At 49.8% G+C, this 14,630-nt stretch carries 13 protein-coding genes; 2 read left to right on the top strand and 11 right to left on the bottom strand.

The genetic code is table 11. The features are described 5' to 3' along the window. Window positions 1–70 precede the first annotated feature (70 nt). Window positions 71–502, bottom strand: coding sequence for a YaiI/YqxD family protein (locus KNQ12_RS10070; RefSeq protein WP_058265220.1), 432 nt, complete (start codon window positions 500–502; stop codon window positions 71–73). Window positions 503–626: 124 nt separating this feature from the next. Here KNQ12_RS10070 and KNQ12_RS10065 point away from each other — a divergent pair, with 124 nt between their 5' ends. Both KNQ12_RS10065 and KNQ12_RS10060 read left to right on the top strand, forming a co-directional pair. After that, window positions 627–2,372 carry an ABC transporter ATP-binding protein gene (locus tag KNQ12_RS10065; RefSeq protein ID WP_214747879.1) on the top strand — a complete coding sequence of 582 codons (1,746 nt, stop codon included), beginning with the start codon at window positions 627–629 and terminating at the stop codon, window positions 2,370–2,372. After that, window positions 2,369–3,250, top strand: a complete 882-nt coding sequence (locus KNQ12_RS10060) for an NAD(P)-dependent oxidoreductase (RefSeq protein WP_214747875.1) — start codon at window positions 2,369–2,371, stop codon at window positions 3,248–3,250. The genes KNQ12_RS10065 and KNQ12_RS10060 overlap by 4 nt, the downstream gene beginning before the upstream one ends. Window positions 3,251–3,301: 51 nt before the next feature. On the opposite strand, the gene KNQ12_RS10055 is transcribed toward KNQ12_RS10060, so the two are convergent. The 10 genes from KNQ12_RS10055 to acnA form a co-directional block, all read right to left on the bottom strand. Further along, window positions 3,302–3,937: a DUF975 family protein gene (locus tag KNQ12_RS10055; RefSeq protein WP_214747873.1), complete on the bottom strand. Its 636-nt coding sequence runs from the start codon at window positions 3,935–3,937 to the stop codon at window positions 3,302–3,304. A 186-nt stretch (window positions 3,938–4,123) separates the two neighbouring features. Beyond that, window positions 4,124–4,786 carry a copper homeostasis protein CutC gene (locus KNQ12_RS10050; protein ID WP_214747870.1) on the bottom strand — a complete coding sequence of 221 codons (663 nt, stop codon included), beginning with the start codon at window positions 4,784–4,786 and terminating at the stop codon, window positions 4,124–4,126. 25 nt (window positions 4,787–4,811) lie between these two features. Next, window positions 4,812–5,576 (bottom strand): DeoR/GlpR family DNA-binding transcription regulator, encoded by a 765-nt coding sequence (locus KNQ12_RS10045; RefSeq protein WP_047391234.1) that lies wholly within the window; start codon window positions 5,574–5,576, stop codon window positions 4,812–4,814. A 191-nt stretch (window positions 5,577–5,767) separates the two neighbouring features. Further along, window positions 5,768–6,382: a glycerol-3-phosphate 1-O-acyltransferase PlsY gene (gene plsY, locus KNQ12_RS10040; RefSeq protein WP_214747867.1), complete on the bottom strand. Its 615-nt coding sequence runs from the start codon at window positions 6,380–6,382 to the stop codon at window positions 5,768–5,770. A gap of 17 nt (window positions 6,383–6,399) precedes the next feature. Continuing rightward, a complete protein-coding gene (locus KNQ12_RS10035; RefSeq protein ID WP_035398093.1) occupies window positions 6,400–7,431 on the bottom strand; it encodes a M15 family metallopeptidase in 1,032 nt (343 codons plus the stop codon). Between the two features lie 245 nt (window positions 7,432–7,676). Next, a complete protein-coding gene (locus KNQ12_RS10030; protein ID WP_023467801.1) occupies window positions 7,677–8,114 on the bottom strand; it encodes an acyl-CoA thioesterase in 438 nt (145 codons plus the stop codon). A 12-nt stretch (window positions 8,115–8,126) separates the two neighbouring features. Next, window positions 8,127–10,370: an AAA family ATPase gene (locus KNQ12_RS10025; RefSeq protein WP_023467800.1), complete on the bottom strand. Its 2,244-nt coding sequence runs from the start codon at window positions 10,368–10,370 to the stop codon at window positions 8,127–8,129. Window positions 10,371–10,446: 76 nt separating this feature from the next. Continuing rightward, a complete protein-coding gene (locus tag KNQ12_RS10020; protein WP_214747864.1) occupies window positions 10,447–11,154 on the bottom strand; it encodes a hypothetical protein in 708 nt (235 codons plus the stop codon). Window positions 11,155–11,344: 190 nt separating this feature from the next. Further along, window positions 11,345–11,809, bottom strand: coding sequence for a DUF3939 domain-containing protein (locus KNQ12_RS10015; protein WP_023467798.1), 465 nt, complete (start codon window positions 11,807–11,809; stop codon window positions 11,345–11,347). A gap of 57 nt (window positions 11,810–11,866) precedes the next feature. Beyond that, window positions 11,867–14,593: an aconitate hydratase AcnA gene (gene acnA / locus KNQ12_RS10010; protein WP_023467797.1), complete on the bottom strand. Its 2,727-nt coding sequence runs from the start codon at window positions 14,591–14,593 to the stop codon at window positions 11,867–11,869. Window positions 14,594–14,630: the final 37 nt, after the last annotated feature.

The raw sequence follows: 14,630 nt of genomic DNA, 5'->3' as shown, positions 1-14,630 counted from the left end.
TTCTGAATGCATTCCTGTTACAAATTATAGCATGGTCCCTATTTGATCGACAGTTCGAGTACTGTCTTCCTTATATGCTGGTTTGCACTAATGCACGAAATGCCTCTTCAAATGCCCGGTCCGCATCGCGCGTCCGTTTTTTTGGTCCTTTCGTCCGTCCTCCTGCTCGCCGGATTTGTTGTCCGACATGGCGTGTATGAAGCAATAAATCGATATTCTCGTTCGTGAACTGACGACCGTTTTGGTCGATCGCGAGTCCTCCTCGTGCTAAGACGAGTGCTGCTAGACCGTAGTCTTGCGTCACGACGAGATCGCCACGTTTCATCCGATTGACGATCGCGTAATCGACGGCATCTGGTCCTTGTCCGACCGTGATTGTCGTCGCCCCCTCCCGCATCATCTGGTGTGCTGTATCACAAACTAAAAAGACGTCACGTCCCTGTCGGTGTCGAATGACGAGATCGACAACGGGACATCCGTCCGCATCTACGAAAATAGACATCTGCATCCTCCCTTGTTGTTTCCACTATCAGTGTCACAAACCAAAAGATTTCTTGTCAAGTCGCGTTTCCCATTTGACCGTTTCTTCGTTCTTTCGGACAATGGAAAAGAGAGGATGTGTTGAAATGAACGCTGCTACGTTCCAATCTTTTTACCTGTTATTGAAAAAAACGAAACCCCCGGTCGGATTATTATCCGCTGCCGTTTCCGTCTCCGTCATCCAAGCGCTGGCTGCCCTCGCCATTCCTTGGTTCTTAAAGACGTTGATTGACGGTTTTACAGTCGATCGACTGACTCCGCAGCTGATCAGTTTGTTCGTGATTGTCTTCGTCGTCCAAGTCGTCGCGAATGCCTTATCGATCTATTGGTTACAGATCGTCGGTCAACGGATCGTCGCTAATTTACGGACACTCCTATGGAAACACCTGTTGACCTTATCGATTCCGTTCTATGATGAGACGAAATCAGGTGAGCTCGTCTCGCGACTCAATAGTGACGCTACGACACTCCAGCAATTGCTGTCGGAGCAACTCGTCCGCCTGCTGACATCACTCGTCTCGATCATCGGAGCGATCACGATTCTGTTCTTCCTCGACTGGCAGATGACACTCGTCATGGTCATCGCTGTACCCGTGACGCTACTAATCATCATCCCGCTCGTGCGGAAGCTGCATAAGATATCCCGTGAGACTCAGAAGGAACTCGCAGGATTATCTGGTTTTTTCGCCGAGATGCTCGGCGAAGTCCGACTCGTCAAATCACAAGCGACTGAACCCTATGAGTTATATCGTGGGAAAACTCGCATTGAGAATCTTTATGGCTATGGCGTCAAGGAAGGACGAATCCAAGCCCTCTTGTTGCCGATCTTTAACGTCACCTTAACGACGATGTTGATCTTGATCATCGGCTTTGGTGCCTACCGCGTCGCGACGAACCAGATCACGGCGGGGGAACTCGTCGCCTTCTCACTCTATTTGTTCCAAATCATGACGCCGCTCGTGACGATGACTGAATTCATCACGAAGTTACAGAAGGCTCGCGGGGCGACAGAGCGAATCATCGAGCTTCTCGATGAGACACCGGAAGCACCAGGAGCGCTTGTTGCGCCGCGACCGTTTACGGACGTCACGGTCGATCACCTATCATTCGGATACAATGAGACGCCGATCCTACAGGATGTCAGCTTTACGTTACCACGCGGCAAGACGACAGCGATCGTCGGTCCGAGTGGATCCGGGAAGACGACATTATTCGCGATACTGGAGCGATTCTATCAACCGACGTCCGGGCAAATCCGACTCGGAGATCAATCCATCGCTGATTTGACGCTATCGTCTTGGCGCCAAGCGATTGGTTATGTCGCCCAAGACTCACCTGTTTTATCGGGAACGATACGTGACAATCTCATCTACGGTCTTGCGGAAGACGTCAGTGAAGACAAAATCCGTGAGGCTGCACGAATGGCGAATACCGATACGTTCATTGAACGTTTTCCGGAAGGGTATGCGACTGAAATCGGAGAACGGGGTGTCAAGTTGTCCGGTGGTCAACGCCAACGGATTGCGATCGCACGTGCACTCCTCCGTGATCCGGAAATTCTATTGCTGGATGAAGCCACGTCAAGCCTCGACTCCGAGTCAGAGCGAGTCGTTCAGGAAGCACTCGAGCGATTGATGGTCGGACGGACGACGTTCGTCATCGCCCATCGTCTCGCGACTGTTCGTCATGCCGATCAAATCATCGTCCTTGAAGATGGTCGGATTTCCGGCATCGGGACACATGATCGTCTTGTCGTCGACAATCCATTGTATAATAAGCTCGTAACGCAACAATTCATCGGCACGGAACGTGCAAGGGGGAATCACGTATGAAGACAGTCGGTTTCATCGGATTAGGTGTCATGGGACAAGGCATGGTCCGCAACCTGCGCAAGGCAGGTTTTACAGTCAAAGGATATAATCGTACGAAAGAAAAAGGACTCGTCCTTGAAGCAGATGGTGTCGAGATCGTCGATACGATTCAAGACGTCGTCACCGATGTCGACGTCGTCATCTCGATCGTCGGTTATCCGCAAGACGTCGAGCAGATCTACTTCGAAGACGGAATCCTCGACCATGCGGCACCAGGAACAATTCTGATTGACATGACGACATCCAGTCCGGCTCTTGCAGAACGCATCGCGCAGGAAGCGGCAGCACGCGATCTTCAGGCACTGGACGCACCTGTCACAGGTGGTGACCTCGGCGCGAAGAACGGGACACTCGCTATTCTCGTCGGTGGTGAAGAAGCGCCTTTCGTACAAGCGAAGCCATTATTCGAAGCGATGGGAAAATCGATTTCACTCTTCGGTGGTCCTGGTAAAGGACAATCAGCGAAACTCGCGAACCAAATCGCGATCGCCGGCTCGATGATCGGAACAGCGGAGATGCTGTTGTTCGTCACGCGGTCCGGGATTGACCCGACGCAATTCATCGAGACGATCAAATCTGGTTCTGCCGGTAGCTGGAGCCTTGAGAACTTGATTCCGCGCGTCATCGCTGAAAACTACTCACCTGGTTTCTTCGTCAAGCACTTCATCAAGGATATGCGTCTTGCTCTCGAACGCGGCGCTGAGATGGGCATCGCGACACCTGGTCTTGCACTGACGAAGGATTTATATGAACAACTTGCTGAGCTGGGTCATGCTGATTCCGGTACACAAGCGCTTTATCTGTTGCTCGCCGAACGTTCACGCGCTTCGGTAGAATAAGCAAAAGCCTGTACGCTACGTCTACTGACGTAATGTACAGGCTTTTTTCGTTCATCCCTCGACGGATGATTGATGTGTTGGTTTCAAGCGTTCATAGAAGTGTGCCATCGTCGTATCGAAATACGGCGTCAAGAAGATGACACCCACAGTACTAAGTAGTGCGAGGATACCCCAGCCGATGAAACTCAAGTAAAGCATGATCAATTCACGCTTATGCCCTTTCATCATCCGACGGCTCTCGCCAAGTACTTGCCAAAACGACAATTCAGGCCGGTCGACCAAAATGTACGGAACGAGGCGATACGCTAGATAAAAGTACAGTGCCGGTAAGATCAAGAATGATCCGACATAGACCAATACCGTCACGATCGCGTAAGCGGCAATCGTCCGGAAAGCACGTCGAAACGAAGAAAATCCTTCGAATAACGTTCCGATGCCAGCAGATTCCCCGCGTGTGAAGCGTAAGTAAGCAATCGTTCGTCCGACCGTCACCGGAGCAAGGACGATCGTTACGACCATGTTCAGTCCGGCGAAACGGACCATGCTGTCAATGTCATCTTGGTCAAAGGACATCCGGCTCGCTGCAAGCGCAAAGATCAGGAAGTAGATGATCGAGATGCTTAGCCCGACCAGCCAGCGTCCTTTTAGTGTACCAAGGGCGTCTTGTTTTAATTGTTTAGGGTTCATGTCGTACTCCTTCATTTCCACTATTTCCATCTTTGATTCTAGCGTAGTCCCGTTGAAAAACCTAGTTATCCCACTCTGCTTTTCAAGCGCGTCACGGAATCGTCGAAAATCCGTCACGAAGACCTACAAAAAAATCCATTTCTCTCATCTCATCAGATTCGAAAAATGGATTCGTGCGGTATAGGATTAGCCGAGAAGTCGTTTCAATGCTTCAACACGTTCTTTTTGAATGATACCGTCTTGTAAGACCGCGGACCCCACATGTAGTTCCGATGCCTTCGTCGCTTTGAGAAGCGTTTCCGCATTCTCAAGCGTGATCCCGGACCCTGGTAAGATGATCAAGTCTGGATGATCCTCGATCAAGCGCGCGATTGTCTCTTTTCCTTCTAGTGCCGTCGCTTGACCACCTGACGTCAAGATTCGGTCGACTTCCGGAAAATCAGCGAGCACTTCTGCCGCTTCGAAAATATCACGACTACTGTCGATCGCCCGGTGGAACGTCAATGACAGTTCCCCTTTATGTTTGATGATTCGACCAAGGAAGCCTTCGTCGACACGACCGTCTGCGGTCAATGAGCCGACGACGATCCCGGCAGCACCGAGTTCACGGATCAAGTCGATATCCGTGATGATCGTCTCTTCGTCTGATTTCGAATAGACGAACGACTTACTATGTGGTCGCACGAGGACGTGAACTGGAATCTCGACCGTCGAGACGACTTGACGAATCAGTCCATAGCTCGGCGTCAACCCACCTTCGGATAATGCGGAAACGAGCTCGATCCGGTCCGCTCCGGCTTGTTCTGCTGCGACCGCTTCTTCTACGGTCGATGCGATGATTTCTAACATGATGCATCCCTCCCGCATCAGTGTATCATGAGACGACCATCCAGTTCACGCGTTCGTTGAACAGTTTCATCTCCCACGATGGTGGATAGGAGGCTGGACTGAGGACGATCTTTGCACGCCGGAACTCTGCCACCTTATATTTACGATTGCCTTGGAATTCATCATTTGCCAAAAAGGCATAGACGTCCTTCGTACAACTGATGACGGCTTTTTGAATCAGTGAGGATTCAATATCATCGCTGACGAAGCCACGCTCGATTTCAGCACCGTCAAACGATAGAAAACAAGCATCAAAAGCGTAAGCATCGAGCGCCTGCAAGACTTCGACTCCGACCGTCTGCCCGTAAGCATCGACTGTCCCACCGAGTAATCGAATTTCACCTTTGAACGGTCCCGTCTTACGGCACTGCTCCAAGTGACTAGCGACGACTAGTGAGTTCGTGACGATCGTCGCGTTCCCCGTTAAATACGGCAACAGATGCTCGACCGGCTCGCCTCGACCAAGAAAGATACAGGAATAATCGCTGAGCCATCCTTTCGCATAACGCGCTAAACGGCGAGACAACTGATCCGTCCGACGCGAGATCGGTGTTTCTCGTTTTCCTCCTTGATAGATGGCACCGCCATAGACGCGCTTCAACTGTCGTTCCCGTTCGAGCTCCTCTAAGTAGCGTCGTACCGTTTCTCCCGAGACATCGAGACGTTCGATCAAATCCTTCGTCATGACTTTCCCTTCCTCTTCCAGCCATTCCATGATGCGTGATTTCCGCTCTTCTCCTAACAACGACACGTGCGCTTCCCCCTTCACAGACAAGTTCTAGTTCTAGTGTATCGAACATCTGTAAAGGTCTTGTAAATCCGATGTAAATAAACGTGTAGTTCCTATGAAATGTCGTTGAATTCGTCCGTTATCCGACTTTTTTCACAAACAAAAGACGCATCCGCATCTCAATGAACGAGATGTAGATGCGTCTTAATGACTCATTCAAACGGTTTCTTTGCAAAGAGTGGAATCTTAGATTCTGTTCCTTGGCGAATCCGTTGGATGTTCTCGCGGTGCTTGAAGATGACGAACAAAGCAAGAACCGTAAAGAACGTCGGAACGATCCAATCGTTCGTCAAAAAGCCGATGGTGATGGAAACAACGATTCCGACACTTGCCGCCACGATTGAACTGAGCGACACCATCCGGCTTAGACGAAGTGTCGTCAAAAAGGAGACGAGCAGGAAGATGAACAGAACAGGGCTCGTCACGAGCAACATCCCTCCGGACGTCGCAACTGCCTTTCCGCCTTTGAACTTCGCGAAGATCGGATAGATATGACCGATGACAGCTGCTAATCCAGCAAACAACGAATGTATATCTGCTCCCATTAAGATTGGAACAAGGCTTGCGACGGCTCCTTTTCCGAAATCACCGATCAATACGATGATTCCCGCCTTTTTTCCCAAGACACGGAACGTATTCGTCGTTCCGAGATTCCCGCTACCATGTTGGCGAATATCCATCCCGTGTCCCCACTTCCCGACAAGAAGTGCGAACGGTATCGAACCAAGCAGATAGCCAAGAACTAAAATCCCTATGATTTCAATCATAGTCAACCTCCAACCTCTTAGTGACCGACTTTCATATATTCCTCAAGAGTCTGTCCGTTATTTTTAATTTGTGTCGCGACATCGACACCGACATAACGAATGTGCCATGGCTCATACGTATAGCCTGTCCGTGATTGGAAACCACGATCGTAGCGCACGATGAAACCATATTTGGCTGCGTTATTCGCAATCCATTTTCCTTCTTTCGTATCACCAAGGGCAGCTGTTAACCCGTTACCAACGCTTGGTGCCGAAATATCAAAAGCAAGACCTGTTTGGTGCTCACTGTTACCAGGACGTGCTGAATATTGATCAGCAGCTGCCTTGCCATCACGTGCGACATAATTATTATACAATACTTTTTGACGTGCGCCTGAACGGAATCCGCTGACAGCGTTCAATGTCACGCCTTCTTTTTTAGCAGCGGCGAACATCTTTTCCATCTGTTTCGCAGCCGGCGCCCGCATGTAGCTTTGCTCGAGCACGCCCGAGTATGAAAAGCTGACGTTCGGGACGACAAGATCCGATGGCTTGTAGTCGATCGGCAAGCCATATTTCTTATTGACGACGACGAGATTACCAAGTGATAGATTTGCTTTGGCATTTGCTGATTTATCGACGTCCGGTGTTTCATCTTCTGGTTTCGACGGTTTCTCTTGTTCTGGATCCTGAGATGAACTATCCGGTTTATCCGTCGATTCGTCTTTGTTGTCTTCTGTTTTGTTCTCTGAAGCTGGTGTATCGTCTTTTTGTTCTTCTTCTTTTTTCGTCTCATCCGAAGAACCTTGATCTTCTTGCGTTGCCGCGTCAGACGAATTGTCTTCTTGTTTTGCTTCTTCTGACGTATCGTCTTTTGCTGTTTCGTCTGTTTTATTTGTTTCGTCTTTGTTCGTGTCTTTTGCTGTGTCTTCTTTTTTCGTTTCGTCGTTTGATTGTTTTGTCTCATCTGATTTCTGTTCCGTTTTCGTTGTATCATCCGCTTGTTGATCCCCAGGATTACATCCTGCAAGGAGAAGCGCTAACGTACTGACGGTTACGATTTTTTTCATGAGTAAGACCCCTCTTCTTTTTATGCTTCTCTATGTTACCGCTAATCGTTCCATCCGTCGAGTCTACTTCCGACAGATAGAGTAAGTCCCTACCTTACTTCAGCTTCTTTATTTTCGCAAATGATTCTGACTTTGTCATCGGTCGTTAGTACCAAGTGCTAAATTTTACTGTTCAGACTGAAAAAGCTGAAAAAAGAAAAAAGCAGAACCGATTCAAAAATCGATTCCGCTTTTGATGCATCTCTTCACGCTTCCGTTAAGAGTGCTGCGTCCGTCTCACTCATCTTCTCATAAATTTCGTGCCAGTTCGGGAACACCTTCGGCAAGCGAATCGGTCGGAAGTTTTCCTTCTTGACGACGACGTGTGTCGTTTTCGCAGATACCGCAAGTTTCCCGTCCGGATGTTTGACTGTATAGCCATAAATCGTCCGTAGTCCATCGTAATGATCAATCCAAACCGTGACGACCGCTGTATCACCGTACGTCAACGAGCGTTTGTAATCGAGATTGACATTCGTGACCGGGGAGACATAACCCGCATCTTCCATCTCCTTGTAATCAAGACCCAAGGACTGGATTAATTCTGTCCGTGCGAGTTCCAAATAGACGAGATAGTTCGAATGATAGACGATGCCCATCATGTCCGTCTCGGCGTACCGGACAGGTATTTCAATCGTGTGCATGTAGCTTCCCCCTTAAAAATCCTCTTTTTCAAGATAGGACCATTCTGAACCGGACAAGCTAACTTTGTCAATTAATCGCATCGACTGCTTCGCGATCGCCTGTTCGACGATCGTGATTGCCGCCCGTGCGTTTCCGTTCGGAACGACATCAATCTTCTCGGTAAGCGTCAACCGTGCGTCCTCCGTCAGCTCGTATCCGAACCGTGCTGCGTATCCTTCAATGATTTGAATCAACTCGTCTGGCGAATAATTCGGGAAGTGGAACGATCGCTTAAAGCGTGATTTCAGTCCTGGATTACTTGCAAGCAAAGCGTTCATCTGTTGCTCGTAACCCGCAAGGACAACGACGAGATTGTCTTGATGTTTCGTCATCTCATCCACGAGCGTATCGATCGCTTCCTTTCCGAAATCGTTCGCTCCACCGTTTAACGCATACGCTTCATCGATGAATAAGACACCACCCAGCGCGTCGCGAATTGCGTCGCGCGTCTTTTGCGCTGTTTGTCCGACGTAACCGGAGACGAGATCCGCCCGGCTGACGACTTTCAGATGTCCGCGTTTCAAATAACCGCATTGTCGTAACACATCAGCATAAAGCTGCGCGACAGTCGTCTTTCCGGTCCCGCTATTGCCGCTAAAGACCGCATGCAATTCGACCGGTAAGACTTTATAACCAGCTTCCCGGCGACGTTTTTGCATCGACAACAGAGCTTCAATCTGTTTGAGTTCATCTTTAAGATCAGACAATCCGACGAGCGAAGCGATCCGCTCCTCAACGGTTGCGTCCGGTTCTTGCACCATCTCGAAGTCTTCTTGTTCGAGTAAGGCAAAGTCTTCGTGACTGGCACTCTCTCCAAGGCTTGATCCCTTCTTGAAGATCGCATCAAGCACGATATTTCGGACGGCGCGTCCATTTCCGAAACTGGCGTCAACCCGTTCTCGTTCCAGACGACCGAGCAACGCTCGCTCTGCTTGTTCCGTCAAGACGTAGTCGTTCGCGGTCGCGATCGACCGTCCGATGGCGAGCAGCTCCTGATCCGTATAGTCGGCGAGTAGATAATGATTTGATTCCGGGAAACGACTCCGCAGTCCAGGGTTCGCCTTCAGGAAATCACGCATCTCTTCTGGGTAACCAGCAAGCACGACCGCAAATCGCCCTGCATATTCCCCACTCGTCATCGCTGCGACGAGCGTATCGATCGCGGCCTGACCATAATCGTTCCCACTTTGTCCGGCACGTTTTAAGGCATAGGCTTCATCGATGAAGAGCACCCCTCCGACGGCTTCGCGGACTTTACTCATGACCTGTTCTTCCGTCTGACCGACGAACGCACCGACAAGCGATGAACGATCCGTCTCGACGACTTCCGGTCGTTCGAGAAGTCCGAGCTCGTGATAGATTTTTGCCATCAAACGGGCAAGCGTCGTCTTTCCTGTTCCGGGGTTACCCATGAAGATCATGTGTAGCGATGGTTGATCGCTTGAACGGTAGCCATCTTCCGATCGTTTTTGCTGATACTTCAAGAAGCGATACATATGATGGACCCGTTGTTTGATGTCTTCGAGACCAATCATCGCGTCGAGTTCTTCGAGTGCTGAGCGTTCGACTTGTTTGCTTTCGACGGGGAGCAAAGCGACGACACGTTTGAGATCCTGGATTGTCGTCGCTTTCAGTTCCGTCATCTCGCGAAACGCTTCTCGGGAATAGAAACGCTCTTGCAAGCTATCGACGAATGTCTGCGCTGTCTGTTCAAGCGTGGCACTCGAACGCAGTAATGCCGTTCCAGCTTCGAACAGTTCCGTCCAGCGACCAGCATCCAATCGACGCAACCGTTCCGTCAGTTCGACGATTTGTTCCGTCTCCTCGACGATTTGGCTTGCTTGGAGGATCAGTTCTTTCGTCGCTGATCGTTTGGCGTTCGCATTGTCCGTCTCGCGAATCGTCGGAAACGTATGCGCAACAAGGCGCTGATACGTACTTTGTAATTGTTGTTCCGTCAACAACTGCTCAAGACGAGCTGGCAAACGACCATGCTGACGGATTTCTTGCATCCAACTCTCAGCTAAGGCATCCAGTCGTCCCGTCATGATATAGCGATGTTCGACGAGTAACGCCAAGATGCGGACGAGTGCTTCCGTCTCTCCAAGCAACCGGCTACTTTGAGCATACCGTAAGGCGAGCACCTCCTCGACCTTCGCGCCCTCTTCCCACGCTTTGATTTGATTGAACATCTCCTCTTTCGAGAATGCTTCCATGTTGAACCTCCTGCGTCTCGAAAAAACCGACTTTGTCCGCTACCGTTTCGTAGCGTCATCGCCGGTCGTTTCTTGTTTATTTTGCTTTTAACCAATCCGGATCGAACGTATCGATCGTTTCAAAACTCTTCATCTTGACAGAGTAGAACAGTTTACCGTTATTACGTGACTCCGCACCGAGTACTTTCGAACGGTCGGAAGCGACATAATACGTTGCTTGTTCTTGGTTGTTTTCTTTATCGAAGATCGATGGGTATTGTTTGATCCAGTCTTCTGGTACCGTGCTTGATGGTTCTTTTTTCACATACACGTCTGCTGCCATTCCAGCGATGTCCGCTTCTCCCTCGACTTGTCCGAAGTCACCTTTGTTGATGAAGGCGAGGATCTGTTCGTTGAAGCCACGTGAGAGGAATGGGCGCGGCGCACTGACACTTTTGCCGGCTTTCGTCTCATTGACTAACTTCCCTGTCGCATCATACTCACGGAACATCGTCCCGTTCCAGATCGCAAGCGATCCTTTTGACGGACCGTCTACGACTTCTGTCCGGAAATGACCTTTGTCATTAAAGACGACTTCATACATGCGTGATTCAAGTTCATCTTTTTTCGTCGCGAGCTTCTTCTCAACATATTGGATGCGTGTCATCGTATAAAACGGTTTGACCGTCGCGGCTTTTTCATCGCTTGCGGTCTGCGTCTTGTTCAAGAGATAAAAATTGTAGGCAAGGAGGATCGCCATTGCCACGATTGCTACTGCAATCCACGTGCTCGTTCGTTTCGTCATGCCATGTACACCTTCCTAGCTCAAGTCTCTATTCCTTATCATCGTATCGGTTTTATAAGGAGAATACAAAGGGTTTGTCCGAGATTTCACGATTTCTGACTAAATTCGTCAGACTTTTGAACAAATCAGAAAATGGTCAGGACGACAAAAAAAGGCGAACCGAATGAATTCGGTCCACCCTTGATTACGTTTATGCTTCTTTCGGCGTCAGCGAGACGATCATCGACTCATCGACCAAGTAATAGCTATGATGCGGCATTTCACGCAAATAGCCATCTTGAAACAACATCGCGCAGTCGACTTGGAACGTTTTGCTATACGGTTTCAACGGGAGTTTCTTCACCCGGTCAAAATAGCGATCGACGGCAACCTGGACATGATCCATCTCATAGACAAGTTCTCGGTCTTTTGCCTCCATGATGGTGAATGTCTCACGCGACATGTAAAACACTTGTGTCGAACGTGCTTTCAAATACGGCTCCAACTGCTTTAAGTCGATGCGTTGTTCGTTGTCTAAAAGCACTGTCCGATTCGTCCCTTTCGGTAGTTCGGATTCAAAAGCATGCGTCGCTTGTTTGACTTCATCAAGCGTCACGTCACGCATCGGCAACGGCTGGTCTTCCTTCGGTTGAAACCACTTCTTGAATCGGTTCACCTTTTTCCTCCTCTCGTCAAAAAAAGGTGGGGTTTCCCCCACCTTTGATTAGACAACTTATGCTTGTTGGAGACGCTCACGAAGGACCATTGGAAGGATCCCGCCGTGACGGTAGTAATCGATGTCGACTTCTGAGTCGAAACGAGCGATCGCTTCGAATTCAGTGACTTTTCCGTCTGCCGCTGTCGCTGTGACTTTAACGATGTCACGTGGACGAACAGACTCATCGATTGCGATGCTGATCGCTTCTTCACCTGTTAAACCAAGTGTTTCAGCTGTCGTGCCTGCCACGTATTGCAGTGGAAGAACACCCATCATGACGAGGTTTGAACGGTGAATCCGCTCGAAGCTTTCCGCGATGACGGCTTTGACGCCGAGCAAGTTCGTTCCTTTTGCTGCCCAGTCACGTGAAGAACCCATACCGTAATCTTTACCAGCGAGGATGACGAGACCTGTGCCATCTTCTTTATACTTCATCGCAGCATCGTACATCGCCATCGTTTCGCCTGTTGGCCAGTACGTCGTGAAGCCACCTTCTGTACCTGGTGCGACTTGGTTACGGATGCGGATGTTCGCGAACGTTCCGCGCATCATGATTTCGTGGTTACCACGACGTGAACCGTATGAGTTGAAGTCTTTTGGTGCAACCCCTTTGTTGACGAGGTATTGACCGGCTGGTGTCGTTTTCGAGAATGAACCCGCTGGTGAGATGTGGTCCGTCGTAACCGAATCAGCAAACTTACCGAAGACACGGAGTCCGTTGAGGGCTTCGACTTGACCAGCTTCCTTCGCCAAGTTCTCAAAGAACGGTGGGTTTTGGATGTACGTCGACTCACCGTCGAAGTCGTACTGATCCCCTGTTGGCACATCAAGGTTGTTCCAACGTTCGTTTCCTGTGAAGACTGAATCGTATTCTGCACGGAAGCTTTCTGGTGTGACGACCGTGTTGATGATCGTTTGGATCTCATCACGTGACGGCCAGATGTCAGCGAAGAAGACTTCTTGTCCGTCTTTGCCTGTTCCGAGTGACGCGTTCATGATATCGACGTCGACTGTTCCTGCAAGTGCATACGCGACGACGAGTGGCGGTGAAGCCAAGTAGTTCGCTTTGACGAGCGGGTGGACACGACCTTCGAAGTTACGGTTACCGGAGAGGACAGACGATACGAGTAAGTCTGAACCGAGGATTGCGTCTTCGACTGCGCGGTCGAGTGGACCAGAGTTCCCGATACATGTCGTACAGCCGTAACCGACCGTGTTGAAGCCGAGTTCGTCAAGGTACGTTTGGAGTCCTGATTTCTCGAGGTAATCCGTAACGACCTTCGATCCTGGCGCAAGTGATGTCTTGACGTATTTTGGAACCGAAAGACCGAGTTCGATCGCTTTTTTCGCGACGAGTCCAGCACCGATCATGACGTATGGGTTTGATGTGTTCGTACAGCTCGTGATCGCAGCGATTGCCACGTCACCCGTACGCATTTCAACTGCTTCGTCTTCGAACTGAACGACAGCGACTTTGTTCGCTTCTTCTTCCGCTAAGCCGAATCCAGCGTTTCCTTGTGGAGCCGTCAACGCTTTTTTGAATGATGTATGAACATCCGTCAAATCGATCCGGTCTTGTGGACGTTTTGGTCCAGCAAGGGCAGGAACGATTGTCGAAAGATCGAGTTCGACTGTTTTCGTGAATGTTGGATCTTCGTTTTGTGGCGTGTAGAACAAACCGTTTGCTTTCGAGTAGTTCTCGACTTTTTCGATCAATTCTTCATCGCGACCTGTCAGACGAAGGTACGTCAATGTTTCTGTGTCGACTGGGAAGAATCCACATGTTGCACCATATTCTGGCGCCATGTTCGCGATTGTTGCCCGGTCAGAAAGTGACATCAAGTGGAGTGATGGACCGAAGAACTCGACGAATTTACCAACGACGTTCTCTTGACGGAGCATTTCCGTTACACGAAGGGCAACGTCTGTTGCTGTCGTTCCTGGGTGCATCTCACCTGTAATGCGTACACCGATGACTTCTGGTACTGGGAAGAACGATGGCTGTCCGAGCATGCCCGCTTCCGCTTCGATCCCACCGACTCCCCAACCGAGGACGCCAAGACCGTTGATCATCGTCGTGTGTGAGTCCGTTCCGACGAGTGTATCCGGGTACACATCAACTGTACCGTCTGCTGTTTCCTTTTCAAGGACGACAGATGCCAAGTACTCGAGGTTAACTTGGTGGACGATCCCTGTTGCTGGTGGTACGGCACGGTAGTTATCGAATGCCGATGTCGCCCAGCGAAGTAATTTGTAACGCTCTTCGTTACGTTCGAATTCGAGATCCATGTTTTCTGCAAGTGCTCCAGCAAAACCGTAAGCATCGACTTGAACCGAGTGGTCAACGACGAGGTCGACTGGTACTTCTGGGTTGATGACCGATGGGTCTCCACCGAGATCTTGCATGGCTTTACGAAGTGACGCGAGGTCAACGACCGTTGGAACACCTGTGAAATCCTGAAGGATGACGCGTGACGGTTTGAACGGAACATCGACATCGTTCGAAACTTGAGCTGTTCCCCATTTCGCCAAGTTCTCGACGTGTTCACGTGTGATCGAACGACCATCTTGTTGACGAAGTACTGACTCGAGCAGGACACGAATCGAGTATGGAAGGCGTTTGACTTCCGTCAATCCGAGTTCTTCCAATTTTTCAAGACTATAGTACTGATAATTCTTACCGTTTGCTTCAAACGAACGGCGTGCGCCAAAGACATCTTGCGACACATCTGTTTGCTTCATGGTGATTCCCCCTTTAAGTGTTCACGACATCAAGCCC

Origin of the sequence: Exiguobacterium sp. s11 (genome assembly GCF_018619015.1) — a bacterium.
In the GTDB taxonomy this organism is placed as follows: Bacteria; Bacillota; Bacilli; order Exiguobacteriales; family Exiguobacteriaceae; genus Exiguobacterium_A; species Exiguobacterium_A indicum.
The sequence above is the reverse complement of the archived record's forward strand: the minus strand, read 5'-3'. Positions and strand labels throughout refer to the sequence as shown.